This window comes from Yokenella regensburgei (genome assembly GCF_003634235.1).
Lineage (GTDB): Bacteria > Pseudomonadota > Gammaproteobacteria > Enterobacterales > Enterobacteriaceae > Yokenella > Yokenella regensburgei.
The window spans coordinates 191,558-216,051 of record NZ_RBIZ01000005.1 but is presented as its reverse complement, the minus strand read 5'-3'; the positions used below and the strand labels follow the sequence as shown (position 1 = coordinate 216,051).

At 55.5% G+C, this 24,494-nt stretch carries 21 protein-coding genes; 10 read left to right on the top strand and 11 right to left on the bottom strand.

Annotation, left to right across the window (positions count from 1 at the left end; translation table 11 throughout):
- Nucleotides 1-9: 9 nt before the first annotated feature.
- Both ytfR and ytfQ read right to left on the bottom strand, forming a co-directional pair.
- Nucleotides 10-1,512, bottom strand: a complete 1,503-nt coding sequence (gene ytfR, locus C7387_RS16140; protein WP_120817073.1) for a galactofuranose ABC transporter, ATP-binding protein YtfR — start codon at nucleotides 1,510-1,512, stop codon at nucleotides 10-12.
- Between the two features lie 55 nt (nucleotides 1,513-1,567).
- Nucleotides 1,568-2,524 carry a galactofuranose ABC transporter substrate-binding protein YtfQ gene (gene ytfQ / locus C7387_RS16135; protein WP_006816841.1) on the bottom strand — a complete coding sequence of 319 codons (957 nt, stop codon included), beginning with the start codon at nucleotides 2,522-2,524 and terminating at the stop codon, nucleotides 1,568-1,570.
- Between the two features lie 306 nt (nucleotides 2,525-2,830).
- Between ytfQ and ppa the strand changes: the two genes are divergently transcribed.
- Both ppa and C7387_RS16125 read left to right on the top strand, forming a co-directional pair.
- The gene (gene ppa / locus C7387_RS16130; RefSeq protein WP_038252619.1) at nucleotides 2,831-3,358 is read left to right on the top strand and encodes an inorganic diphosphatase; all 528 of its coding nucleotides are present in this window, start codon (nucleotides 2,831-2,833) and stop codon (nucleotides 3,356-3,358) included.
- A 195-nt stretch (nucleotides 3,359-3,553) separates the two neighbouring features.
- Nucleotides 3,554-3,892, top strand: coding sequence for a hypothetical protein (locus C7387_RS16125; RefSeq protein WP_038252624.1), 339 nt, complete (start codon nucleotides 3,554-3,556; stop codon nucleotides 3,890-3,892).
- Between the two features lie 44 nt (nucleotides 3,893-3,936).
- Here C7387_RS16125 and C7387_RS16120 read toward each other — a convergent pair whose 3' ends face one another.
- Genes C7387_RS16120 through tamA form a run of 3 tightly spaced genes read right to left on the bottom strand, consistent with a single transcriptional unit; the run spans nucleotide 3,937 to nucleotide 9,790 of the window.
- Entirely contained in the window at nucleotides 3,937-4,281 is a 345-nt protein-coding gene (locus C7387_RS16120) for a gamma-glutamylcyclotransferase family protein (protein ID WP_038252626.1), read from the bottom strand.
- Between the two features lie 2 nt (nucleotides 4,282-4,283).
- Nucleotides 4,284-8,060, bottom strand: coding sequence for an autotransporter assembly complex protein TamB (gene tamB / locus C7387_RS16115; protein ID WP_006816837.1), 3,777 nt, complete (start codon nucleotides 8,058-8,060; stop codon nucleotides 4,284-4,286).
- Complete coding sequence (gene tamA / locus C7387_RS16110) at nucleotides 8,057-9,790, bottom strand: autotransporter assembly complex protein TamA (protein WP_038252631.1); 1,734 nt, start codon at nucleotides 9,788-9,790, stop codon at nucleotides 8,057-8,059. The genes tamB and tamA overlap by 4 nt, the downstream gene beginning before the upstream one ends.
- 209 nt (nucleotides 9,791-9,999) lie before the next feature.
- Here tamA and msrA point away from each other — a divergent pair, with 209 nt between their 5' ends.
- Both msrA and paeA read left to right on the top strand, forming a co-directional pair.
- Nucleotides 10,000-10,638 (top strand): peptide-methionine (S)-S-oxide reductase MsrA, encoded by a 639-nt coding sequence (msrA, locus tag C7387_RS16105; protein WP_120817072.1) that lies wholly within the window; start codon nucleotides 10,000-10,002, stop codon nucleotides 10,636-10,638.
- A gap of 179 nt (nucleotides 10,639-10,817) precedes the next feature.
- Nucleotides 10,818-12,161, top strand: coding sequence for a polyamine export protein PaeA (gene paeA / locus C7387_RS16100; RefSeq protein ID WP_006816834.1), 1,344 nt, complete (start codon nucleotides 10,818-10,820; stop codon nucleotides 12,159-12,161).
- 73 nt (nucleotides 12,162-12,234) lie between these two features.
- On the opposite strand, the gene C7387_RS16095 is transcribed toward paeA, so the two are convergent.
- Nucleotides 12,235-12,441, bottom strand: coding sequence for a DUF1107 domain-containing protein (locus C7387_RS16095; RefSeq protein ID WP_006816833.1), 207 nt, complete (start codon nucleotides 12,439-12,441; stop codon nucleotides 12,235-12,237).
- A 322-nt stretch (nucleotides 12,442-12,763) separates the two neighbouring features.
- On the opposite strand from C7387_RS16095, the gene C7387_RS16090 reads away from it, so the two are divergent.
- Nucleotides 12,764-13,321 (top strand): YtfJ family protein, encoded by a 558-nt coding sequence (locus tag C7387_RS16090; RefSeq protein ID WP_006816832.1) that lies wholly within the window; start codon nucleotides 12,764-12,766, stop codon nucleotides 13,319-13,321.
- Here the strand turns inward: C7387_RS16090 and cysQ are convergent.
- On the bottom strand, nucleotides 13,318-14,058 hold the full coding sequence (gene cysQ / locus C7387_RS16085; RefSeq protein ID WP_006816831.1) for a 3'(2'),5'-bisphosphate nucleotidase CysQ: 741 nt from the start codon (nucleotides 14,056-14,058) through the stop codon (nucleotides 13,318-13,320). The two genes, C7387_RS16090 and cysQ, sit on opposite strands and share 4 nt — an antisense overlap.
- Before the next feature lie 188 nt (nucleotides 14,059-14,246).
- Here cysQ and C7387_RS16080 point away from each other — a divergent pair, with 188 nt between their 5' ends.
- Complete coding sequence (locus C7387_RS16080) at nucleotides 14,247-16,190, top strand: bifunctional 2',3'-cyclic-nucleotide 2'-phosphodiesterase/3'-nucleotidase (protein WP_120817216.1); 1,944 nt, start codon at nucleotides 14,247-14,249, stop codon at nucleotides 16,188-16,190.
- 3 nt (nucleotides 16,191-16,193) lie between these two features.
- Here the strand turns inward: C7387_RS16080 and C7387_RS16075 are convergent, their stop codons facing one another.
- Nucleotides 16,194-16,574, bottom strand: coding sequence for a winged helix-turn-helix transcriptional regulator (locus C7387_RS16075; protein ID WP_120817071.1), 381 nt, complete (start codon nucleotides 16,572-16,574; stop codon nucleotides 16,194-16,196).
- 84 nt (nucleotides 16,575-16,658) lie between these two features.
- On the opposite strand from C7387_RS16075, the gene C7387_RS16070 reads away from it, so the two are divergent.
- From C7387_RS16070 to C7387_RS16060, 3 genes are all read left to right on the top strand, one after another.
- Nucleotides 16,659-17,513: an SDR family oxidoreductase gene (locus tag C7387_RS16070; RefSeq protein WP_038252640.1), complete on the top strand. Its 855-nt coding sequence runs from the start codon at nucleotides 16,659-16,661 to the stop codon at nucleotides 17,511-17,513.
- A gap of 72 nt (nucleotides 17,514-17,585) precedes the next feature.
- Nucleotides 17,586-18,410, top strand: a complete 825-nt coding sequence (locus C7387_RS16065) for an AraC family transcriptional regulator (RefSeq protein ID WP_120817070.1) — start codon at nucleotides 17,586-17,588, stop codon at nucleotides 18,408-18,410.
- A gap of 73 nt (nucleotides 18,411-18,483) precedes the next feature.
- On the top strand, nucleotides 18,484-19,452 hold the full coding sequence (locus C7387_RS16060) for a DMT family transporter (RefSeq protein WP_006816826.1): 969 nt from the start codon (nucleotides 18,484-18,486) through the stop codon (nucleotides 19,450-19,452).
- A 3-nt stretch (nucleotides 19,453-19,455) separates the two neighbouring features.
- Here C7387_RS16060 and C7387_RS16055 read toward each other — a convergent pair whose 3' ends face one another.
- Nucleotides 19,456-21,108 carry a methyl-accepting chemotaxis protein gene (locus C7387_RS16055; protein ID WP_038252646.1) on the bottom strand — a complete coding sequence of 551 codons (1,653 nt, stop codon included), beginning with the start codon at nucleotides 21,106-21,108 and terminating at the stop codon, nucleotides 19,456-19,458.
- Between the two features lie 245 nt (nucleotides 21,109-21,353).
- Here C7387_RS16055 and ytfE point away from each other — a divergent pair, with 245 nt between their 5' ends.
- Nucleotides 21,354-22,016 carry an iron-sulfur cluster repair protein YtfE gene (ytfE, locus tag C7387_RS16050; RefSeq protein ID WP_038252647.1) on the top strand — a complete coding sequence of 221 codons (663 nt, stop codon included), beginning with the start codon at nucleotides 21,354-21,356 and terminating at the stop codon, nucleotides 22,014-22,016.
- A gap of 63 nt (nucleotides 22,017-22,079) precedes the next feature.
- Here the strand turns inward: ytfE and cycA are convergent, their stop codons facing one another.
- The gene (gene cycA, locus C7387_RS16045; protein WP_120817069.1) at nucleotides 22,080-23,489 is read right to left on the bottom strand and encodes a D-serine/D-alanine/glycine transporter; all 1,410 of its coding nucleotides are present in this window, start codon (nucleotides 23,487-23,489) and stop codon (nucleotides 22,080-22,082) included.
- A gap of 299 nt (nucleotides 23,490-23,788) precedes the next feature.
- Nucleotides 23,789-24,409, bottom strand: coding sequence for a BamJ family beta-barrel-assembly machinery protein (gene bamJ / locus C7387_RS16040; RefSeq protein ID WP_038252649.1), 621 nt, complete (start codon nucleotides 24,407-24,409; stop codon nucleotides 23,789-23,791).
- Between the last annotated feature and the right edge of the window lie 85 nt (nucleotides 24,410-24,494).

Here is a 24,494-nt window from a genome sequence, read left to right as displayed (position 1 = left end):
CTTTACTCCTTATGCCGCAATAGCATTCATAATGGCGGGCACCGACAGCTCAGCCAGCGGGATCTCCGCCACCTGTCGGCGATCGCGCATGATAATGATCCGATCGGCATAGCCCACCAGCTCTTCAAGCTCGGATGAAATCACCAGCAGCGCCAGGCCGTCGGCACACAGGGTTTCGATAAGCCGGATAATCTCTGCGTGCGCACCCACGTCGATCCCACGGGTGGGCTCATCGAGGATCAAGAACTGCGGTCGAGTCAGCAACCAGCGCGACAGCAGTACCTTCTGCTGATTACCGCCGGATAAAAACTCGATCGGCTGTTCCGCACTGGGGGTGCGGATCCCCAGCTGGCGGATGAAACGTTCGGCAATATCGTTCTGTTCACGGCGGGGGATCGGCCGTAACCAGCCCCGCTGCGCCTGCAGCGCGAGGATAATGTTTTCCCGCACCGACGCCGCCGCGATAATCCCGTCGGTTTTACGATCCTCCGGGCAAAAGCCAATGCCCAGGCTCGAGGCCTGGTGCGGGGATCGCAGCACCTGCGGGTTACCTTTGATCCACGCGGTGCCACGGTCGGCGGGTTTGATGCCAAAAATAACCTCCGCCGTTTCGGTACGACCGGATCCCAGCAGCCCCGCCAGGCCGACAATCTCACCCGGGCGCACCTGCAGATCGAACGGCTCGATCACGCCTTTTTTACCGTAGCCCGCAAACGCGGCGACCGGTTTGTCGCTAAGCAGGGTACGTCCGGCACGCTGCAGAGCCTGGTGTTCCAGTTCGCGCCCCAGCATCATCTTCACTAACTCAATCTGCGGCAGCGCGTTAGTCTCTTTACAGCCGACAAAACCGCCGTTACGCAGTACGGTGATGCGATCGCTAATCTGGTACACCTGATCGAGAAAGTGAGTGACAAAAATCAGGCTTACGCCCTGATCCCGCAGCTGGCGCATCAGGGTAAAGAGCATTTCCACTTCTTTGGTGTCGAGGCTCGCGGTGGGTTCATCGAGGATAAGCACTTTGGCGGAAAGAGAAATGGCACGGCAGATGGCGACTATCTGCTGCATCGCTACGGAAAAGCGGTTCAGGGGTTCACGGACGTCGAGAGAAAATCCATAAGAGGCCATCAGCTCGCTGGCGCGTTTTTCCATCTCTTTACGGCGAAGAAAACCAAAGCGCCGGGGCTCGCGGCCAATAAACAGGTTATCCGCCACCGACATATTCGGCAGCAGGTTCACTTCCTGATAGACGGTACCGATACCCAGCTGTTGCGCATGGGCGGTATTTTTCGGCGAGATACTTTGACCTTCCAGCCAGATGGTCCCGCGATCGGCGTGGTAAACGCCGGTCAGCGCTTTAATGAGGGTGGATTTTCCGGCGCCGTTTTCACCGAGCAGCGCCATAATTTCACCCCGCCGCAGGTTAAAATCGACGTTATCGAGCGCTTTAACACCGGGAAAGAATTTACTTAGCCCTTCCGTGCGGAGGATTTCGTGATGTGTTTCAGTGGTCATTGTGCGCTCCCCTCACCCTGGCCCTCTCCCTACAGGGGAGAGGGGATTTTCGCTATCAGTAGCCCATGTTTTTCTTCTTCTCGAGCTCCTCTTTTGCCGTATCCGGCAGATAAAGGGTCGATTTTGTCAGGGTCAGTTTCGGCGGCATGGTGCCGTCTTTTTTGTATTTCTCCAGCGCATCAAACGCCGGCCCCGCCATATTCGGCGTTAGCTCAACGCTGGCGTTAGCTTCACCGGCCATCATCGCTTTGTAGATATCCGGTACGCCGTCAATCGACCCGGTAAGGATCTCGCTGCCCGGCTTCAGCCCCGCTTCTTTGATGGCCTGAATGGCGCCGATCACCATGTCGTCGTTATGGGCGTAAACCATGCAAATGTTCTTGCCGTTGTTTTCCGCCTTAATAAAGCTCTCCATAACCTCTTTCCCTTTACTGCGGGTGAAGTCACCGGACTGCGAACGAATTATTTTGATGTTTGGCGCTTTTGCGATGGCTTCAGCGAAGCCTTTCTTACGATCGATGGCTACGCTCGCGCCCACGGTGCCCTGCAGTTCAACGACGTTACACGGTTTGCCCGCCACGGTTTTCACCAGCCAGTCGCCAATCAGCTGCCCTTCCAGCACGTTGTTGGCGGTCACGGTAGTCATGTACAGCGATTTGTCTTTCACATCGATAGAGCGGTCGAGCAGGAATACCGGGATCTTCGCTTCCTTGGCTTCTTTCAGCACCGGTTCCCACCCCGTCGCAACCACTGGCGCGATGAAAATGGCATCCACACCCTGGGCAATGAAAGAACGTACGGCTTTGATTTGGTTTTCCTGTTTTTGCTGACCATCGGCGATTTTCAGCGTAATGCCGCGCTTCTCGGCCTCGCTTTTTGCGACGTTAGTTTCAGCCGCTCGCCAGCCGGATTCAGAACCGACCTGCGAAAATCCTACGGTCATTGAGGCAGCCATCGCCATAGACGACATGGCTGCGGAAACTGCTGTGACAAGAAGTAAGCGCTTCCACATAAGAGTATCCTCGTAGGGTTATTGTTGGTTAAATCGTCACCTGCGGGATAACTATAGACAAGAGAAGGGGCAACAGGATGCGCTGCATCACACTTCGGAAAAGTGAATAACACGCGATTCACAACTCTGTAATCGCTTCCACCGGGCTATGAAAAAAGCAGCTGACTTTATGGATTTTTCACCTGATGAAAGGACGTTTAACGGGAGTCTGAGAGAAGGATGAAAAGGAAAACAGGCGGAGACTTTCTTTGTGAGTTGGCTATAATACCGGGCACTTGTTTGCCATACATTTTAAAGGAAACAGACATGAGCTTACTCAACGTCCCTGCGGGTAAAGATCTGCCGGAAGATATCTACGTTGTCATCGAGATCCCGGCTAACGCAGATCCTATCAAATACGAAATCGACAAAGAAACTGGCGCACTGTTCGTTGACCGTTTCATGTCTACCGCGATGTTCTATCCGTGCAACTACGGTTACATCAACCACACCCTGTCCCTGGACGGTGACCCGGTTGACGTTCTGGTCCCAACTCCGTATCCGCTGCAGCCGGGCTCAGTCATTCGCTGCCGTCCGGTTGGCGTACTGAAAATGACCGACGAAGCCGGTGAAGATGCCAAACTGGTTGCCGTACCGCACACCAAACTGAGCAAAGAATACGATCACATCAAAGATGTGAACGACCTGCCGGAACTGCTGAAAGCACAGATCGCTCACTTCTTCGAGCACTACAAAGATCTGGAAAAAGGCAAGTGGGTGAAAGTAGAAGGCTGGGACAACGCTGAAGCTGCAAAAGCAGAAATCATCGCCTCCTTCGAGCGCGCTAAGAAGTAATTCTTTCGCCGCCTGATAATGCCCAGGCCCCGAAAATCGGTTACCGGTTTTCGGGGCTTTTTATTGCCTCCCTTCCCGCTGCGTATTAACCGCCGTAACAAACGCTCTACAAACCGTTACACCCCTCTGCATCCGGCTTGTGCATACTGACTACAGGTTCTGAACAACGTGGCATTCATCTTGTGGAGAAGCATCATGCAGTTAATGAAAGGTGTGTTAGCGGTCGGGATGGTTGGGCTCTTAGTCGCAAGCGTCACCGGCTATGCGCAGGATACCCAGTGGCAGAAAAATCATCCGCGCCGCGAAGAAGTTAACCAGCGTTTAGATAATCAGGATCATCGTATTAAGCACGATGTGAAAGACGGTTCAATGAGTCGTGATGAAGCGAAGAAGCTGCATGAGCAGGATAAATCCATCCGTCATCAGGAGCAGGCTGATGCCCGTCACGACAATGGGCACATCACCAAACATGAACAAAAGCGACTGAATAACGAAGAGAATCACGTGAACCACGAAATCTCATCGGCACAGTAATTATCCCATAAAAAACAACGCCACCCGAAGGTGGCGTTGTTTTCTCAGTACTGGTCTCTGTCTAACCAGTTCCCGTTTTCAATCAGCTTTAATCCCTCTACCGAACGTTGGTACACGTACATCCATGCACTTCCGTAAGGCGTCTGGATCAAGTGGCGAGCGTATTCCCCGCCTTTGGTGCGCAGCGCATCAAGCTCGGCAAGCGTGGAAGCGTCGATACGATAAACCTCACCATGTACTATGCCTTTTCCCGGCACCGCGCCTGGATAGTGGCCCAGGCTGTACAGCTGATAATCGTCGACACTGTGCGCGCCAAGCCACTGGGCGTTGGTCATCCAGTGGCTGTTGCCTTGTCTGCGTCGTAAACTGCCGTAAACAAATATTCGCATTGCTAAAACTCAAACTGATAGAGCACATCGAGTGCCTGATCTACGCCAGACACTGCTTCCAGATATAGCTTAGGCATCAGACGATAGCGTAACGTGAGTGTTGCCAAAGAGTCAAAGATTCCCACGCCATACTTCACCTGCAGACCCGGCAGTACATAACCGCTGACCACCACCTGAGAGGAGTCGCCGACCCCCTGGGTGTCCAGCGCCAGATTGCTTACGCCAAACGTCTCACCGATTTTACCCACAACCTGACCACTTTGTGCAACCCCCAAACCAACAAGCATTGAGGTCATGGCGGCGCTATCGCTCTGTCCGCTGTCGAGGCCCTGCCCGCGAAGCAGGTAAGAAAGCGCCTCCTGCTGCGACATCGCCGGGTCCGAGAACACCTCTGCCTTCGGCTGATCCGCCGAGCCCGTCACGCGAACCCCCGCGATAACGTCGTTCTCCGTCGCTTCAGGATTACGAATCGCTTCGATGTTGAGCAGGGGCTGATCCGGTGGGCCGGAGAACAGCAGTTCCCCTTTACGCACGATCAGATCCTGACCATAGGCGTGGAAACGCCCTTCCGGAATGTTGATCTGCCCGTTGAGGCCCAGCCCCTGTTTATCCTGCGCCACCTTCAGATCCCCCGTCAGGCGTGCTTTCAGGCCGAACGCTTCCAGACGCACGTTGTTGCCGACATGGATAGTCAGGTTGCTGTTAATCGGGATCCCGGCGCTCTGTGGTTTCTCCGGCTGCAGCTTGTCGTTCAGCATGACTTCGTCGCTGGAGACGCCAACCGCGCTTTCCGGTACGTCATGCACCACAATGCGCGCCCACGGGATATCCACGTTACCATCGAGCGTAAACAGGCTTGGTGTGGCATTAAAGACGACGTCAGGGGAGACATCCAGTCGCACCATCGGCGGTACGGTGATACGTACCCGGGAGCCTTTAGCCGCCACCTGCGCTCGCCAGTTATCGATCTGCGTCCAGTCGGCGTTACCGCTGAGAGCAATCTGCCCTTTTTTCGTGTTCACCGTCCCCTGCAGCGTTGAACGTGTGCCGAGGAAGTTCATCACAATCTGGCTTGGCTGCATGTCGAACGGCATAAAGTTACCGTCTACGTCCACGCCGCTCAGCTGCATCTGCCCGAACAACTGCGGTGACTGTACATCGCCGCCGAGGCGCAGGTTGGCGTTGAGCCTGCCTTCCGCCTTCTCGCCGCGCGAGAAGATAGGGTTAATCATCGCCAGTGAGAAGTTGCGAATATTGACGTTACCGCCAAGATTACGCCGTCCTTCCGGGTCGGTGACCTGCAGCTGACCATCCAGTTGGCCGTTATTGGTGAGTCGAATCAGCCAGCCCAGCTCAGCGCGGTTGTTCTTCAGATCAGCGCTCAGGTTCAGCGTGTCAAACGCCACCGGCAGCGGCGCGTCATTCACCGTCTGCGTCACCTTCACATTACGCCCGGAGAGCGTCACGCTACCCTGCGGCAGCCCTTTCTTAGTGGTATCCCAGCTGACGTCTGCCTTACCGCTGAATACGCCGCTTGCCTGAGTCGCCTCTGGCATAAACGGTTTCAACATCGCCAGGTCAAAACGATTGAGATTCACCAGCGCCCGGCCTTCTGCCCCGGCATCGATGGTCTGCGGTACGCAAAGCTCAGCGTTCGGGTTGTTCCAGCAGTGTGGCCCGATACTGATTTTCTGCTCTTTATTACGGTAATCCAGCGCAATGGCGCGGTTCACCGACCACGGCCCAACCGGCGTCTGGAAGCGAGTGTTGCTGAGCTCCCCTTTCCAGCGCTCCTCTTTGCGATCGAAGCTCCCCGTCAGCGCCAACTGGCCGGATACCGGCTCGCCCTGAATACGCAGCTGCAGCTCATGGTGCTTCTCATCGCCTTTGGCATCCAGCTGGACCAGGCTGATGTTCACGCCCGGCTGCGCTATCCGATCGACGCGAACGTTCAGTTTACCGCCGATTTGCTCGGCCGATTTAATATCGCCCTCAACCCGCACCTGCGCGATGGATAGCTCCTGGAAGCGCAGTGCGCGGGCGGTGATGTCGGCCAGCAGCTGCGGGGCTTCCACCGTGCCACGGACCTTCAACAACCCTTTCGCCGTGCCGCCAAGGCCGGGCAGCGCATTATCAAGATTTGGCGCATCAATGGTGGCGTCGAGGTTAAGGTCTTTCACCCCCAGCTCACCCTTCAGGTCGGCGCTGTTTTTACCGAGTTCCAGATGCAGACCAGGGATAGTCCACTGCATGTAGCTGTTACCGGCAAGTTTGCCGTCAACATTGACCTTGTTCTGCTTCACGTTGCCGGTAATTTTCAGCTCCGGCACTTCCATTTGCCAACTGCCGCCGTACAGGCTGCCGCGGGTTTTAATGATGCCGTTAAGCTTTGACGGCCACTCCGGTGCGGCTTTGGCGGTGTTGATACCATTGAGGGTCAGTTCACCGCGCCAGCTAATCGCCTGCTGCCAGTCGAGCAGCGCTTTCAGCTCGGTTTTTCCCTCCAGCGCCGCGACGCTGAGTTTATCGAGGTTAAGCTGCTTCTCGTTACCCTTCGCATCAAGCGTGATGTTGGCGGGGGGAACCCCTTTCCCCTTCACCGCGGTGCGGAACGAGAGCGTATAGTCGGTCATTTTGCCGCTGAGTTTGAGCTTGAGATCATCGGCCTGGAACGCTTTTTCACCGGTGAAAGGCCAATACAGCTGCTTGCTCAGCACTTCTACATTCAGCGGCAGACCGGCTTGTGCCAGCTGCGCCTGCGCCCGCAGGGACATATCCACCGGGCCAGATAAATTAACACCCACGTCGAGTTGCTTACGCAGTTCGCCACCCACTTTCAGTTTCACCTTCTCGCCCTTGAGCGGGTCGATGTTCAGGGTGCTGTTGAGGGTAAGATCAACCGGCCAGTTATCCTGCAGCTGCGCAGTACCGGTTGCGTTCACCGTCCCCTGGCTGGAGTCGATATCCAGCGCATCCAGGTGAGTATTACCGTCGATGCTGCTGACCTTAAGCAGTAGCTTGTAAACCGTGAGGTCAGTGTCGCCCGTGAGGCGCAGCTGTTCGCCACGAAACTCCTGGATATTGAGATTCAGCGGCAGATGAACGTCAGTCATCTCCGGCAATACCGGCTTAGAGAACAGCGCCGTCAGCGTTTCGCCGAGAGGTTTCTCATCCGGCTGCGGGTTTTGGATCTTCGGCTCAACCACTTCTTCCTTCGCCACCTTTGCCACTTTAGGCAGTGCAATCAGCAGCCCTTTGAGCGATGTCGGGGTGAGCGTCAGGTTCTTTTCCTGCCAGTTGAGGCCGGTGGAGAAATCCATCACCGAGACCGTGGTGTCGTCTATTTTGACATTCACATTGTTGAGTGCGACGCGGCTCAGCGTGATGGGATACGGCGTGGAGAGGTTCAGCGGCCCGCTCTCCTCTTCCACCGCTGGCGCCGCGGGCGGCATTTTTTTGCTGTCGATGGCGACGTTAATGTCGCTGAGCGACAGATCGTTAACGCATAGCGCGCTGTTCCACAGGCACTCTACCTTCACCGCCAGATGCACTTGCCCGGCATCAACCGCCACGCCTGGCTGCGTATAGCGGACGTTTTTCAACGTCAGGTCGCGCCAGCCGCCGGTCACCTGGCTAATTTCCAGACCGGGTACCCAGCGGTTAGCGGCTTTGAACACCAGATGCAGGCCGGTGGTTGTGCCGACCAGAAATGCCACTGCGCCAAGCAGCAGCACAATCACTAGCAATACGCCGAGGCTAATCTTCTTCCATAAACTCATAATTCAGGCCCCAGACCGATGTAGAACTGTAATCCATGCTCGTCTTTATCGCCGACAGGAACGGCGAAATCGAGCTTGATTGGCCCGACGGGTGACTCCCAGCGCACCCCAACACCGGCACCGGTTTTGAAGTCGCTCTGAGTGATATCGTTGACCGCTTCCCCGCTGTCGACAAATACCGCCCCCCACCACTTGCCGGTTACGTTGTACTGATACTCAAGCGAGCCGGTCGCGAGTTTTGAGGCCCCGGTGAGTTTGCCATTGTCATCTTTTGGTGAGATGGATTTGTACTTATAGCCACGAATGCTGCGATCGCCACCGGCGAAGAAACGCAGGTCCGGCGGCACTTTGTCGAAATCGCCGGTTTCAATCCAGCCGAGGTTACCGCGCACCACAAAGCGATGACGATCGTAGAGCGTGCGGATCCAGACGTTCTGTGCCTGAATCACCGAAAAGTCGACATCAGAGCCCCAGGCCGTGTTGGAATAGTCAACGGAGTAGCGTTGCGAATCGCCCCAGGTCGGCATCAGGCCGCCGCGCGAGCGGGTGCGGCTGACAGAAACGCCAGGGTAGATAAGCATTGTAGTGTTAGTGACGTCTGCCTGGGTAAAGTGGTCGAGACTCCAGCGCAGGTTAATGGCGCGCTGCCAGCCGCTGGAGAGATCCCAGTATCGGGAGAGGGCCAGGGTGCTGGAATCCGCTTTGGTATCGTTCAGGTTGGTACTCTTGAAGCCGCCCTGTACCAGATAATACTGCTCCAGCGGATTCTTCAGCAGCGGCATTTTGTAGCTGAAATCCAGCTGCTGCTCCGGGGCAGAAATACTCAGACTGGTGGTCAGGCTGTGGCCGTAGGAGTTGACCCACGGCTTCTTCCACGTTGCTTTCACGCGCGGACCCACGTCGGTGGAGTAGCCCACACCGGTTTCAATGGTGTTTTCTTTGCGCGGCGACAGCACGCCGTGCAGCGGCAGCACCTTGGTTTTACGGGATTTATCGAACTCTGGCGCCACGACCACCGAGTTAAACCAGCCGGTAGCGGAAAGGCGGCGGTTCAGCTCAGCCAGATCGGCCGAGGTGTAGTAGTCGCCCTGCTTAAAAGGCACCAGATTTTGCAGATAGCGATCCTGGATCTGCGATCCTTCGAAGCTGACCGCGCCGAAGCGGTAACGCTCTCCGCTGTCATAGTCGATATCCCAGAAGGCCTGGTGTCTGGCAAGAGAGACGCCCAGCTGGCTCTTTTTGAACTCGCTGTCGAAATATCCCTTACGCAGTGAAACACTGGTCAGGTCCTTCTTGAAATCATCGTAATCACCCTGATTAAGCACGGTGCCAATCGCCGGGCGTTTCTTGAGCAGCTTAAGGTAATCGCTGTCATCGCGGGCACCGCCACGCAAAATGACGTCGGTACCACCAATCAGCACCGGCTGTCCTGGCGATACTTTGGCGAGCAGAACCTGACGCCCCTTCTTGGGTGGTGGCATCAGTTCGAAATTGATTGTCGGTTCGAAATACCCCAGCGCCTTCAGGCCTTCACGGATAGCATCGTCAACGCGCGCGCGGAAGCGACGGTCTGGCGTCACCTCATCCCCCTGAATGGTTGAAAGCTGGGCGCGGACGTTTTTTTCTAGCTCTCCCGAAAGCCCTTCAACCTGCAAACGTACGTTCGCAGCACTGGCGATCCCGCTGGCCAGCATAAGGCTGACCACGCATAAGTGACGGATTTTTGGCACGTTTTCTCCTGAATATCCTTGTCTCCTCCCCTAAAGGAAACGCAATCGCCGTTCCTCGACGTAACAATCCATTATCATTGGACTAAAAAAAAGACAACTTGTTATATTTTCTTATGTTTAAATCTAGTCATATTCGCAGTGTTTATTGTGTTAAAAGACGAACGCGATGACAACCTTATCCACAATTTCCTTTTCCCGGAGGCCTCACCGTGAGTCTGTTCGATAAAAAAAATCTGGTTTCTCAATCGGATGCGCTCCCAGGACGCAACACGCCGATGCCGGTTGCATCATTACATGCCGTTAACGAACATTCGATGACGAATGTTCCGGATGGGATGGAGATCGCGCTCTTCGCAATGGGCTGCTTCTGGGGCGTTGAACGCCTGTTCTGGCAGCTGCCGGGCGTGTACAGCACCGCCGCAGGTTATACCGGGGGCTTTACCCCGAACCCGACCTACCGCGAAGTCTGCTCTGGCGACACCGGTCATGCGGAAGCGGTGCGTGTGGTGTACGATCCGCAAGTCACCTCTTATGACCAACTGCTGCAGGTGTTCTGGGAAAATCATGACCCGGCTCAGGGCATGCGCCAGGGCAACGATCACGGCACCCAGTACCGATCAGCCATCTACCCGCTGACCCCGGAGCAGGACGCCGCGGCGAAAGCCAGCCTCGCGCGCTTCCAGGCCGCCATGCGCGCGGCAGGCGACACACGTGATGTCACAACGGAAATCGCGACGGCAAAACCGTTCTACTATGCCGAGGACGATCACCAGCAGTATCTTTACAAAAATCCACAGGGTTATTGTGGAATTGGCGGTATCGGTGTGTGTTTGCCACCTCAGGGGTAGTCTGGTCTGACCGTTAAATAACGGTTAAATCACACACTGGCGACTTTACACACCTTTACGCTATACTAACCCTCGAAAATACCGGTCCATGCTTGCGGACCGGTTTTTATTGTCTTTTCACACAATCTAAAAGTGATCAATTCCCTTCCGAGGATCTGACCATAACGGTCGGATAAAATATGTTAAACAGTATTTTAGTAATACTCTGTCTCATTGCAGTCAGTGCTTTTTTCTCTATGTCAGAGATTTCGCTTGCTGCCTCACGAAAAATCAAACTCAAACTGCTTGCCGATGAAGGCGATGTTAACGCTCAACGCGTTCTGAAAATGCAGGAAAACCCGGGCACCTTCTTCACCGTGGTGCAAATTGGCCTTAACGCCGTCGCCATTCTTGGCGGTATCGTCGGCGATGCGGCCTTCTCCCCGGCATTCCACAGCGTACTCATTAATTACATGTCCCCGGAGTGGGCAGAACAGCTGAGCTTTATTCTCTCCTTCACCCTGGTGACGGGTCTGTTCATCCTGATTGCCGACCTGACACCGAAACGCATCGGTATGATTGCGCCAGAGGCCGTGGCCTTGCGTATCATCAACCCGATGCGCTTCTGTCTGTTCGTTTTCCGCCCGCTGGTCTGGTTCTTCAACGGCATGGCGAACAACATCTTTCGCATGTTTAAGCTGCCGATGGTGCGTAAGGATGACATCACTTCTGACGATATCTATGCGGTGGTAGAAGCCGGTGCGCTGGCGGGTGTGCTGCGTAAGCAGGAGCACGAGCTGATTGAAAACGTGTTTGAGCTGGAATCCCGTACCGTGCCGTCTTCCATGACGCCGCGCGAAAATGTGGTCTGGTTCGATCTGCACGAAGACGAGCAGAGTCTGAAAAACAAGGTAGCCGAGCATCCGCACTCCAAGTTCCTGGTGTGTAAAGACGACATCGACCACATCATTGGCTATGTCGACTCTAAAGACCTGCTGAACCGCGTGCTGGCAAACCAGAGCATGGCGCTGACCGGTGGCGTGCAGATCCGCAACACGCTGATTGTGCCGGATACGCTGACGCTTTCAGAAGCGCTGGAAAGCTTCAAAACCGCCGGTGAAGACTTCGCGGTTATCATGAACGAATACGCGCTGGTCGTCGGTATCATCACCCTGAACGACGTCATGACCACCCTGATGGGCGACCTGGTTGGCCAGGGCCTGGAAGAGCAGATTGTGGCGCGTGATGAGAACTCGTGGCTTATCGATGGCGGTACGCCGATTGATGACGTGATGCGAGTGCTGGATCTTGATGATTTCCCGCAGTCCGGAAATTACGAGACCATCGGCGGCTTCATGATGTATATGCTGCGTAAAATCCCGAAACGCACCGACGCGGTGAAGTTCTCCGGCTTTAAGTTTGAAGTGGTGGATATCGATAACTACCGTATCGATCAGCTGCTGGTGACGCGCATCGACAGCAAACCGACGGTACTGTCACCGAAGCTGCCGGATGCAGAAACCAAGAACGAAGGTGCGGCGTAAAACCTGACGGTCCTGCAGAAACATCAACGGCTCCCAGTGGGAGCCGTTTTTTTATCACTACTGCATAGCACGGTTAAGCCATCTCAGTTTGCAGACGCATAACCTGACGGTTGACTTCGGACATGACGGAAAAGTGCAATTTGTCCTTCACCTTCGGGATAAGAATCTTACCCTTATCAAATTCAAAGGCGCCAACGTCCTTGATATACAACCGTCCACGGAACAGGATCTTCACGTACTTCGCCACCTGAAGCGCGTTGTAGCGTTGGAAAATTTTCATTCTTTTAACTCCTGCATGTATTACGCCCTTGTGGTGCCACAATCGGTCCAACGTGTCAGGGCGCAAAATTTAAAGCCTTGTGACTATAGTTCATAACCGGGAAGTTACCCAGTATGTATAAGTTTATTTACCTTTTTATTACACTAATTCAGAATTTTCGTTTCAGCCATACGATAAGGGCAGTATAAGACCACATTTTTTTACTGATATGTGCGTTACGCCGCAAACTGGCATTCGACTTGCGGGTAAAGCCCAAAGATCGCACTTATGCTTAAAGCTCGGACCAAGTGGTCGGATCACCTGCATACAATAAGGAAACACCATGACCCTACGTAAGCTGATGGCGATGTCTTGCCTCTTACTGCCGCTGATGGCCTCTGCACATGACTTTAAAGAGGGACAGCGTGTCCCGCCTGTCGGCATTGCCGATCGCGGCGAGCTGATGCTTGATAACGATAAGTTTAGCTATAAAAACTGGAACAGCGCGCAGCTGGCAGGAAAAGTTCGCGTGATCCAGCACATCGCCGGGCGCACCTCTGCCAAAGAGAAGAATGCGACAATGATTGAGGCCATCAAGGCGGCGAAATTCCCGCATGACCGCTATCAAACCACCACCATTGTGAACACCGATGATGCCATTCCAGGCTCCGGCATGTTCGTGCGTAGCAGTCTTGAGAGCAATAAGAAGCTCTATCCGTGGTCACAGTTCATCGTCGACAGCAACGGTCTGGCGCGTAAAGCCTGGCAGCTGGATGAAGGGAGCTCAGCCATCGTGGTACTGGATAAAGACGGCCGCGTCCAGTGGGTCAAAGACGGCGCTCTGACCCAGGATGACGTGCAGCAGGTGATCGCCCTGCTGCATAAGCTTTTGAATAATTAAAAAATAGAAACGCGAAAACCGGGGTTAAGGAACGATTCACGCGGGGTATAGTCGAGCGGCTTGCCCTGCCAGTCGTGAACATGTGCCCCGGCCGCAGCAGCGACCGCGTGACCGGCTGCCGTATCCCAGATATTGGTCGGCCCGAAGCGCGGATAGAGCTGCGCCTGCCCTTCAGCCACCAGACAAAACTTCAGCGACGAGCCGATAGAGGTCGTCTGGTGATCGCCCAACTGCTCAAGATACTCCTTCAGCTCATTATCCGAATGTGAGCGGCTAATTACCACCAGCGGTGGCCGGGCATCACGAACCTGAATCTGTTTATGGACCCCGCATTCATCCTTCCAGGCTTTACCTTCTGCCGCGCTGTACATCACTTTCATTACCGGGGCATACACCACGCCCAGCACCGCTTTGCCCTTCTCAATCAGGGCAATATTGACGGTAAACTCGCCGTTGCGTTTGATGAACTCTTTGGTGCCGTCCAGCGGGTCCACCAGCCAGTAGCGCTGCCAGTGCTGGCGTTCTTCAAAACCTTGTGGAGCCTCTTCAGACAGCACGGGAATATCCGGAGTCAGCGCGTTCAGGCCCGCGAGGATCACCCGATGTGCGGCAATGTCTGCCGCCGTCACCGGCGAGTCATCCTGCTTGTGGCTTATAGCCATCGGCTGTGCTCCGTCGTACACCTGCATGATGGCGTCACCCGCCTCTCGCGCAAGCCGACAAATCTTCTCTAACATACCCACCTCTCGTGGTCGCTTTAGCGTTAACCTATTGTTTTAGTTATATCGTATCGCAGAAAATTCCGCTATCTGTGAAGCGTTGCCATTTTCCCGGATCTCTTTTCTGGCAAGATTCACAATTCTGTAAGCAACAAGATGTATTTACATTTGCTTTTGTGCCCTGGATCGACAATAGGATGCCTCTGATGATTAAGTTTAGCGCAACGCTCCTGGCCACGCTGATTGCTGCCAGCGTGCAGGCCGCCACCGTGGACCTCCGTATCATGGAAACCACGGATTTACATAGCAACATGATGGACTTCGATTATTACAAAGACAGCGCAACCGAGAAGTTTGGCCTGGTGCGTACCGCAAGCCTCATCAACGAGGCTCGTGGCGAAGTCAAAAACAGCGTTCTGGTAGATAACGGGGATTTAATCCAGGGCAGTCCGCTTGGCGATTACATGGCGGCAAAAGGGCTGAAAACCGGAGATGTGCACCCGGTTTACAAGGCGATGAATACCCTCGATTATGCGGTGGGCAACCTCGGCAACCACGAATTCAACTACGGCCTTGAGTTTCTGCATAAGGCGCTGGCCGGGGCGAAATTCCCTTACGTCAACGCCAACATCATCGACGTGAAAACCGGCAAGCCGCTGTTCACGCCGTATATCATCAAAGAGACGAAGGTTCAGGACAGTGACGGAAAACCCCAGACGCTGCGCATTGGCTATATCGGCTTTGTTCCGCCGCAGATAATGACCTGGGATAAGGCCAACCTGAGCGGCAAAGTGACCGTCAACGACATCACCGAAACCGCCCGCCACTATGTTCCGGAAATGCGGGCGAAAGGCGCAGATCTGGTGGTCGTGGTTGCCCACTCAGGGCTCTCCGCCGACCCTTATCAGGCAATGGCGGAAAACTCCGTCTACTACCTGAGCCAGGTTCCAGGCGTTGATACCATCCTGTTTGGCCACGCCCACGCGGTCTTCCCCGGTAAAGATTTTGCCAGCATCAAAGGCGCTGACATCGAGAAAGGTCTGCTGAACGGCGTACCAGCGGTAATGCCGGGGATGTGGGGCGACCATCTCGGCGTGGTCGACTTGGTGCTGAACAACGACAGCGGCAAATGGCAGGTGGCGAAAGCGAAAGCCGAAGCTCGCCCAATTTACGACGCGGTTGCCAAAAAATCGCTGGCGGCAGAAGACGCAAAACTGGTGAACATCCTCAAAGAGGATCACGACGGTACGCGGAAATTCGTCAGCAAACCTATCGGTAAAGCCGCCGATAACATGTACAGCTATCTGGCGCTGGTGCAGGACGACCCAACCGTGAAGGTGGTCAACATGGCGCAGAAAGCCTATGTCGAACACTTCATCCAGGGCGACCCGGATCTGGCGAAACTGCCGGTGCTCTCTGCCGCCGCGCCTTTTAAAGTGGGCGGACGTAAGAACGATCCGGCAAGTTTTGTTGAAGTGGAAAAAGGTCAACTCACCTTCCGTAACGCCGCCGATCTCTACCTCTACCCGAACACGCTTATTGTGGTGAAAGCGAGCGGTAAAGAAGTGAAGGAGTGGCTGGAGTGCTCTGCCGGGCAGTTCAACCAGATTGACGTCAACAGCAGCAAGCCGCAGTCGCTGATTAACTGGGACGGCTTCCGCACCTATAACTTCGACGTGATTGACGGCGTGAAGTACCAGATTGACGTGTCACAGCCGGCTCGTTACGACGGGGAATGCCAGAGCCTTAACCCGAAAGCCGAGCGTATTAAAAATCTGACCTTCAACGGCAAGCCGATTGACCCGAACGCCATGTTCCTCGTCGCCACCAACAACTACCGCGCCTACGGCGGCAAGTTTGCCGGTACCGGCGACAGCCACATCGCCTTCGCTTCTCCGGACGAAAACCGCTCGGTGCTGGCTTCATGGATTGCGGCAGAGACGAAGCGTGCCGGAGAAATTCATCCGGCGGCAAACAATAACTGGCGCCTGGCACCTATCCACAGCAACACGCCGCTGGATATTCGCTTCGAAACCTCTCCTTCAGAGAAAGCGGCCGCGTTCATCAAGGCCAACGCGCAGTATCCAATGAAGCAGGTTGCAACCGACGATATTGGTTTTGCGGTGTATCAGCTTGATTTGAGCAAGTAAACCTTATGCCGGACGACGCTTCTCCAGCACGTCCGGCAAATTCACTTCGATCCAGTCCGCCAGAGCGGCAACCTTCTCACTCACCTGTTCACCCAGCGCCGTCAGACTATATTCAACATGGGGCGGTACAACCGGGTAAGAGATCCGGTTGATAAAGCCATCCTGTTCCAGCGCCTGTAATGACTGCGCGAGCATTTTTTCGCTAACGCCGCCCATCTTGCGGCGCAGGTCGCTGAAGCGGTGCGTGCCTTCCCGCAGAGCCACCAGAATCAGCACGCCCCAGCGGCTGGTGACGTGTTTCAGCACATCCCGCGATGGGCACTGTTCTGCAAACAGATTACCGTTTCGCATCTGTTCGCTGAGGGTCGGGAGCGTTGTTTTCATACTTACCTTTTTGTACGTACTTACTAAAAGTTAGTTATGGTGCTAGCGTAGCACAACATTCAATGAACACGAAGGAGTCCTCCCATGATCGCGATTACCGGTGCAACCGGCCAGCTTGGCCAGCACGTCATTAGTGAACTGCTTAAAACCGTCGCCGCCAGCCAGATTGTGGCGATTGTCCGTAACCCGGCAAAAGCACAGGCGCTAAGCCAGCAGGGTATTGTCGTACGGCCTGGTGATTACAACGACCTGCCTGCGCTGACCGCCGCGCTGCAGGGCGTTGATAAGCTGCTGCTTATCTCCTCAAGCGAAGTCGGCAAACGTGCCGCCCAGCACCACAACGTGATTGAAGCCGCGAAAGCGGCCGGTGTGAAATTCATCGCCTACACCAGCCTGCTGCATGCCGACCGCTCCCCGCTGGGTCTGCACACCGAGCATGTTGAAACCGAAAACGAACTGGCGAAATCCGGGATCCCTTATGCTCTGCTGCGTAACGGCTGGTACACCGAAAACTATCTCGCCAGTGCACCGCCTGCACTTGAGCACGGTGTGTTTATTGGGGCTGCGGGGGAAGGCAAAATCGCCTCCGCAACGCGCGCAGACTATGCCGCCGCCGCCGCCCGAGTGATGAGCCAGGGCGATCACGCAGGAAAAGTGTATGAGCTGGCGGGCGACAATGCCTGGACTCTGAGCGACCTTGCCGCTGAACTCAGCAAGCAGAGCGGTAAAAACGTGGTGTACCAGAACATGAGCGAAGCCGACTTCGCCGCCGCGCTGAAGAGCGTGGGCCTGCCCGCCGGGCTTGCCGATATGCTGGCAGATTCCGACACTGGTGCATCCAAAGGCGGGTTGTTTGATGACAGCCGTACCCTGAGCGCGCTGACCGGTCGCCCAACGACCCCGCTTGCCGCAAGCGTTAAAAGCCTGCTGGCGCACTGATAAGCGGTTATTTTTGTAGCATCCCACCGGGTCATCTCCGATAATAAAGACGTGACCCGCGTGGAGGTAGCTGTGCAAGGTGTTCCGGACCAGTTTATCGATGAGAGAGACAGCGCGCGCTTTCGCCATCTGGCGGAGGTGCCCGGCGTTGAGCTGTATCATGCGCATATTTCCCGTTATGCCTTTGAACCCCATACCCACGAAGCCTTTGGTATTGGCGCCATCGAAATGGGCGCCGAGCGTTTTCGCTACCGCGGGACACAGCATGTCGCCCCGGTAAATTCAGTCGTCACCATGAACCCCGATGAACTGCACACCGGCGAAGCGGAAACCAGTGAGGGCTGGCGCTATCGGATGGTCTACCTTGAACCCGACCTGCTTGAAGAGGTCACCGGAATACGCCACTGGTGGTTCAGCGACGTTGTGCGTATGGATCCGCTGCGCTCTCAGCAGCTCTGCGGCCTGATCTACGGCCTGTGGAACAGCAATGATGCGCTGGCGCAAAAAGGGATGCTGCTCGACCTTATCGACACCTTCCGCCCGCTCGCCGAGCACGCCCCGCAGCGCCCGGAGGCCGCCCATCGTTTCGACAGGGTGAGAGAGTATTTGCACGATAACTACATGCATGCCGTAACGCTCGATGAGCTGGCGCAGGTGGTGTCACTCAGCCCGTACCATTTCCAGCGTCAGTTCAAAGCTCATTTCCACGTCACTCCGCATCAGATGCTAATGGCGGTGCGCCTGTGGCGGGCGAAGATTTTCCTCACCCATGGTATGCCTGCCGCCGAGGTGGCCGCTGCCACCGGGCTTGTCGATCAGTCACACCTTACCCGCGCCTTTACCCATCGCTACGGCATTACCCCGGTGCGCTACCAGAAGCAGGTCATCCGGCGCTAATGCGCAATCTCATACAATACGCTTATGGTTCTGCCACCTACACTTGCTGCATTCAATGTGAAGGTGGTTAAAGATGATAAGTGGTGTGCTGTACGCCCTGCTCGCGGGGCTGATGTGGGGGTTAATTTTCGTCGGGCCGCTAATTGTGCCGGAATACCCGGCCGTCCTGCAGTCGATGGGACGCTATGTGGCGTTGGGCGTCATCGCCGTGCCGCTGGCCTGGTTTGGCCGCCACCGCCTGCGTCAGCTCACTCGCCACGACTGGGGCACCGCCATCGGTTTAACCATGCTCGGCAACCTGGTGTACTACTTCTGCCTTGCCAGCGCCATTCAGCGCGCCGGAGCGCCGGTCTCCACCATGATAATCGGTACGCTGCCGGTGGTGATCCCGGTGTTTGCCAACCTGCTCTACAGCCAGCGCGACGGTAAACTGCCGTGGCGGCGTTTAATGCCGTCCCTGGTGTTTATGGCGCTGGGATTGATATGCGTGAACGTCGCGGAACTGCGGCACGGGCTGCCGGATTTCAGCTGGTGGCGCTATGGCTCCGGTGTGGCACTGGCGCTGGTTTCCGTCGTCTGCTGGGCGTGGTATGCGCTGCGCAATGCGCGCTGGCTGCGGGAGAACCCGGATAAACCGCCAATGATGTGGGCGACGGCCCAGGCGCTGGTCACTCTGCCGGTGTCGCTGGTGGGATACGTCGTAGCCTGCCTCTGGCTTGGCGCTCATGCGGTTGAGTTCCCGCTGCCGTTTGGCCCGCGCCCGCTGGTCTTTGTGACCCTGATGCTGGTGATTGCGGTGCTCTGCTCGTGGGTGGGTGCGCTGTGCTGGAACATTGCCAGCCAGCGGCTGCCGACGGTGATCGTCGGGCCGCTGATTGTCTTTGAGACGCTGGCAGGACTGCTTTATACCTTCCTGCTGCGCCAGAGCCTGCCGCCAATGTTAACCTTAAGCGGTATCCTGCTGCTGGTTATCGGCGTGGTGGTAGCGGTGAGGGCGAAGCCGGCTAAACCTGCCGTCGCCCCACTCGCTCAGGAACTCTGAGACTTAGAACGTTTCCCAGTTCGCTTCGGATGCGCTCAGCGGCGGTTTGCTTTTGGCCGCCGCAACCGTTCTCACCGGCGCGCTTCTCTGGCCCGCAGTACGGTTGATTTTGAACACCGCCACCGTCTGATTCAGACGTGATGACTGATCTTCCAGCGCTGCGGCTGCCGCAGCGGACTCTTCCACCAGCGAGGCGTTCTGCTGGGTCACGCGGTCCATCTCGGCAATCGCCTGACCCACCTGATCGATACCCCGGCTCTGTTCGTCAGACGCAGACGCAATTTCCGCCATGATGTCGTTTACACGGGTCACCGAGTTAACGATTTCTTCCATGGTTTCCCCGGCTTCGTGAACCAGCGTCGAACCGGTATTCACGCGTTCTACTGAGGCGTCGATCAGCGATTTAATCTCTTTCGCCGCCTGGGCACTACGCTGTGCCAGCGTACGAACTTCCCCGGCGACCACCGCAAAACCGCGTCCCTGCTCGCCCGCACGCGCCGCTTCTACCGCCGCGTTCAGGGCCAGAATGTTGGTCTGGAAAGCGATGCCGTCGATAACGCTGGTTATCTGTGAGATTTGGCCAGAGCTGCGGGCGATGTCGTCCATGGTACGCACCACGCCATCCACCACTTCACCACCTTTTGCCGCCGTTTTTGACGCCGTCAGCGCCAGGCTTGAAGCCTGACGGGCATTATCGGCGTTCTGTTTCACCGTTGCGGTCAGTTGCTCCATGCTGGCAGCGGTTTCTTCCAGCGAGGCGGCCTGCTGCTCGGTACGGGAAGAGAGGTCATTGCTGCCGGCAGAGATTTCGCCGGCACCGGTATAGATAGTATCTGCCCCTTCGCGCACGACGGTCACGGTATTCGCCAGCGACTGCTGCATCTCGCGCACGTTACGCGCCAGCAGCGCCATTTCGTTGCTGCCATCGACGTTAATCGGATGAGTCAGATCGCCGGCGGCAATTTGACGAATATGATCCATCACCAGGTGTAACGGCTTCAGCAGTACGCGCTGCATGGCCAGCCAGCTGGTAATAATCACGGCAACTACGAGGACTATCACCGAAGCCAGCACCCACATAATGCGGGTATAGGCATTGTTATTATCTTCGATACCCTGATGGGTCAGCGCAGCCTGGGCTTCACGCCACTCGCGATACACTTCCTGCATTGCCTGCTGTTTCTTTTCGGCATTCTCTTTGAACATATCTTCGAGTTTGCCCTGCGCCAGCAGCACGTTCATACGGGCCAGCGTTTTGGAGTAGATCCCGTACTGCTCTTCCAGACGATCGGTAATTTTCTCATCCATACCCGGGGTTTCTGGCAGCGCGTAGTACTTGTCATAGTGATCTTTCGCCTCCGCCAGCAGCGCGTTGGCACCGTTAACCAGCTCGGTCAGCTGAGCACCGTTGATCTCGTTCGCCATACTGCTCTGCAGACGCAGCATCCCACGGTTAAGCGTGACGCGCGCCTGGTTGAGGCTGATCCATGCGTCGGTAAATTCCGCCACGTTCTGGCTGGAGAGCTGCGACACAGAGAAGCTCTGTTTGTCGTTGTTCAGGGCGTTGATAAATACGCCCGCAGAAAAGAGCTGCATCACGCCAAGCGCGAGCAGGACCGATATCAGTAGGGTAATGACTTTTATACGTTTGAACATCTGTCGCCTTTCAGGTTGCAGGATAGTGTCTGGAGACTATCTATCGGCAGTCGTTCCTGGTTGTTTAATGCTGTTTCCAGGCCGTCTGCGGCAGAAAGGCATTTTTTCAATGCAGTTCAGGACGTTAGCACTTAAAGTTTTTTTGTGACGTAGCTCGCAAAACACACTGCCTCAAAAGGGGTATAGCGTTGACTTAAAGATGCATTTAAAATGCATCTTATATTGTTAATGATGAGGTAACTGCTATGGCCTTCCGTGACCAACCTTTAGGTGAACTGGCGCTCTCTATTCCTCGCGCTTCTGCGTTGTTCCGTAAATACGATATGGATTACTGCTGCGGAGGCAAGCAGACGCTGGAGCGAGCCGCGACGCGTAAAGCGCTGGATCTTGATGTCATCGAAGCCGAACTGGCGGCGCTTGCCGGGCAACCGGTAGAGAAAGACTGGCGCGCCGCGCCGCTTAGCGAAATCATCGACCACATCATTGTGCGCTATCACGACCGCCACCGCGAGCAGCTCCCGGAGCTGATTCTGCAGGCAACCAAAGTCGAGCGCGTTCACGCCGATAAGCCTAACGTGCCGCGCGGCCTGACCAAGTACCTGACCATGCTGCACCAGGAGCTTTCCAGCCACATGATGAAAGAGGAGCAGATCCTGTTCCCGATGATTAAACAGGGCATGGGAAGCCAGGCGATGGGGCCTATCAGCGTGATGGAGAGCGAACATGATGAAGCGGGTGAACTGCTGGAAGTGATTAAGCACACCACTCAGAATGTGACTCCACCGCCGGAAGCCTGCACGACGTGGAGAGCAATGTACAACGGGATTAACGAGATGATCGACGATCTGATGGAACACATCAGTCTTGAGAATAACGTGCTGTTCCCACGCGCGTTGCGCGGCGAGTAACGCTTTTCCCGGTGCGCTACGCTTACCTGATCTACAGATAAGCGCAGCGCCATCCGGTAAAACTTAACGCATGTTTGCCATACGTTTCTTACCCACAAACACCCAGCCAAGCCCCAGCGCGATAAACCACAGCGGGGTGACCATCAGCGCCTGACGGGTATCATCTTCGAGCGTCAGCAGGACGATAACGAAGACGAAGAACGCCATACATACCCAGCACATCAGTTTGCCCAGCGGCATCTTGTAGATAGATTTCTCGTGCTGCTGCGGACGCTCTTTGCGGTACACCAGGTACGAGCACAGAATGATGGTCCACACGAACATGAACAGAATAGCCGACACCGTGGTAATCATGGTGAACGCGCCAATCACGCTCGGGTTAACGTAGAGCATCACCACACCGCCCAGCAGGCAGATACAGGAGAAGGTCAACCCTTTTGCCGGTACCGCACGCTTAGAGAGCTTAGCGAACGCTCTCGGCGCTACGCCGTCCTGCGCCAGACCAAACAGCATACGGCTGGTGGAGAACACGCCGCTGTTGGCGGAAGACGCCGCTGAGGTCAGCACCACGAAGTTGATGATACTGGCCGCCGCCGGGATCCCCACCAGAACAAACAGCTCAACAAACGGGCTCTTGTTCGGCACCACGGAACTCCACGGGGTCACCGACATAATCACGATGAGCGCAAAGACGTAAAACATGATGATACGAATCGGGATCGAGTTAATCGCACGCGGCAGCGATTTCTCTGGATCTTTGGTTTCTGCCGCCGTGGTACCAACCAGTTCAATACCAACGAAAGCAAACACCGCTATCTGGAAGCCTGCAAAGAAGCCGCTCAGCCCTTTCGGGAACCAGCCACCGTCATTCCACAGGTGGGTGAAAGAGGCCTCAACGCCGGTAGGCGATTTAAAGTGCATCAGCACCATCACCAGACCCACCACAATCAGCGCCACGATGGCGACGATTTTGATCATCGCGAACCAGAACTCCATCTCACCGAACATCTTCACCGTGGCGAGGTTGAGGCTCAGCAGCAGCACGATGACCGCGAGCGAAGCGACCCAGTCCGAGAGCCCGGGGAACCAGAACTGCGCGTACGAGGTGATAGCAACGACGTCGGCCATACCGGTAACCACCCAGCAGAACCAGTAGGTCCAGCCCGTGAAGTACCCGGCCCAGGGGCCGAGCAGGTCGGCGGCGAAGTCGCTAAAGGATTTGTATTCGAGATTCGACAGCAGCAATTCACCCATTGCGCGCATGACGAAAAACAGCATGAAGCCAATTATCATATAAACAAAAATGATGGATGGCCCGGCGAGACTGATGGTTTTTCCGGATCCCATAAACAGCCCGGTACCGATGGCACCGCCGATAGCGATGAGCTGAATATGCCGGTTTGTGAGATTGCGCTGTAGCGACTGTTCAGACGTCGTCTGTTCGTCGGTAGCGACTTTAGCCTGATCTACCATGTGATTATTTCCTGTGTTCCTGTTGCGTTGTGCAGGCTCTACGGCCCTTTTTTTTAGTACCCTTGCTCAGGGATTCATCGATAGTAGGTAAGAATCGGCGGGATGAATACTATGAAATGAATATAATGTTAATTTTATGTTGGAAATGAGTGTTATATCACCCTAAAAATGCAAAACGATTCACAAAAATACACATTGCAGAGTGATTTGCAAAATAAAGTATCGCTTGAATTCTAACTTAAGGATTTTAAGCTGTTTTATGTTATCCCCTCCCCACTGGGGAGAGGATCTACGCAGTCTTACAGGATTTCCAGCAATTCTACGTCAAAGACCAGGGTGCTGAACGGTGGGATAGAGGCACCCGCGCCGCGCTCGCCGTAGGCCAGTTCGTGAGGGATAGTCAGTTCCCACTTCGAGCCAACCGGCATCAGGGTCAGCGCTTCAATCCAGCCAGCGATAACGCCGTTCACCGGGAATTCAGCCGGCTCGCCGCGCGCAACAGAGCTGTCGAAGACGGTACCGTCAATCAGTTTACCGGTGTAGTGTACGCGAACGTGATCGGTACGCGCCGGGATCTTACCTTCGCCCTGAGTCAGAACGCGGAATTGCAGACCGCTTTCGGTGCTGTTCACACCTTCTTTCTCACGGTTTTCTTCCAGGAATTTCACGCCGTCGGCAGCCATTGCCTGGAAACGCTCACGACGTACTGCGTCAGCACGTTCGTGGATTTCACGCAGCGCGCGATGAACCACATCAACCGGAACCTGCGGCTGTTTACCTTCGAGAGCATCCGCGATGCCCGCTACCAGCGCTTCCGGCAGCAGCCCCTGCAAACCAGATTCGCTCAGCTGTTGTCCTACCTGTAAACCAATACCGTAACTGGCCTGCGCTTCAATTGTGTCAAACGTCGGGGTTGCCATCGTCTTTCCTTTCTTCGGGTATAAAGTAGCGGGCAGCATAACACCATCATCCAGTGGGTAAAACTTTGTCTGGGCAGAATTATGT

Excerpts from the sequence above, each read along its gene's own strand:
- ytfR (WP_120817073.1), bottom strand. The coding sequence starts at position 1,512 with ATGACCACTGAAACACATCACGAAATCCTCCGCACGGAAGGGCTAAGT.
- ytfQ (WP_006816841.1), bottom strand. The coding sequence starts at position 2,524 with ATGTGGAAGCGCTTACTTCTTGTCACAGCAGTTTCCGCAGCCATGTCG.
- ppa (WP_038252619.1), top strand. The coding sequence starts at position 2,831 with ATGAGCTTACTCAACGTCCCTGCGGGTAAAGATCTGCCGGAAGATATC.
- C7387_RS16125 (WP_038252624.1), top strand. The coding sequence starts at position 3,554 with ATGCAGTTAATGAAAGGTGTGTTAGCGGTCGGGATGGTTGGGCTCTTA.
- C7387_RS16120 (WP_038252626.1), bottom strand. The coding sequence starts at position 4,281 with ATGCGAATATTTGTTTACGGCAGTTTACGACGCAGACAAGGCAACAGC.
- tamB (WP_006816837.1), bottom strand. The coding sequence starts at position 8,060 with ATGAGTTTATGGAAGAAGATTAGCCTCGGCGTATTGCTAGTGATTGTG.
- paeA (WP_006816834.1), top strand. The coding sequence starts at position 10,818 with ATGTTAAACAGTATTTTAGTAATACTCTGTCTCATTGCAGTCAGTGCT.
- C7387_RS16095 (WP_006816833.1), bottom strand. The coding sequence starts at position 12,441 with ATGAAAATTTTCCAACGCTACAACGCGCTTCAGGTGGCGAAGTACGTG.
- C7387_RS16090 (WP_006816832.1), top strand. The coding sequence starts at position 12,764 with ATGACCCTACGTAAGCTGATGGCGATGTCTTGCCTCTTACTGCCGCTG.
- cysQ (WP_006816831.1), bottom strand. The coding sequence starts at position 14,058 with ATGTTAGAGAAGATTTGTCGGCTTGCGCGAGAGGCGGGTGACGCCATC.
- C7387_RS16080 (WP_120817216.1), top strand. The coding sequence starts at position 14,247 with ATGATTAAGTTTAGCGCAACGCTCCTGGCCACGCTGATTGCTGCCAGC.
- C7387_RS16075 (WP_120817071.1), bottom strand. The coding sequence starts at position 16,574 with ATGAAAACAACGCTCCCGACCCTCAGCGAACAGATGCGAAACGGTAAT.
- C7387_RS16070 (WP_038252640.1), top strand. The coding sequence starts at position 16,659 with ATGATCGCGATTACCGGTGCAACCGGCCAGCTTGGCCAGCACGTCATT.
- C7387_RS16060 (WP_006816826.1), top strand. The coding sequence starts at position 18,484 with ATGATAAGTGGTGTGCTGTACGCCCTGCTCGCGGGGCTGATGTGGGGG.
- C7387_RS16055 (WP_038252646.1), bottom strand. The coding sequence starts at position 21,108 with ATGTTCAAACGTATAAAAGTCATTACCCTACTGATATCGGTCCTGCTC.
- ytfE (WP_038252647.1), top strand. The coding sequence starts at position 21,354 with ATGGCCTTCCGTGACCAACCTTTAGGTGAACTGGCGCTCTCTATTCCT.
- cycA (WP_120817069.1), bottom strand. The coding sequence starts at position 23,489 with ATGGTAGATCAGGCTAAAGTCGCTACCGACGAACAGACGACGTCTGAA.
- bamJ (WP_038252649.1), bottom strand. The coding sequence starts at position 24,409 with ATGGCAACCCCGACGTTTGACACAATTGAAGCGCAGGCCAGTTACGGT.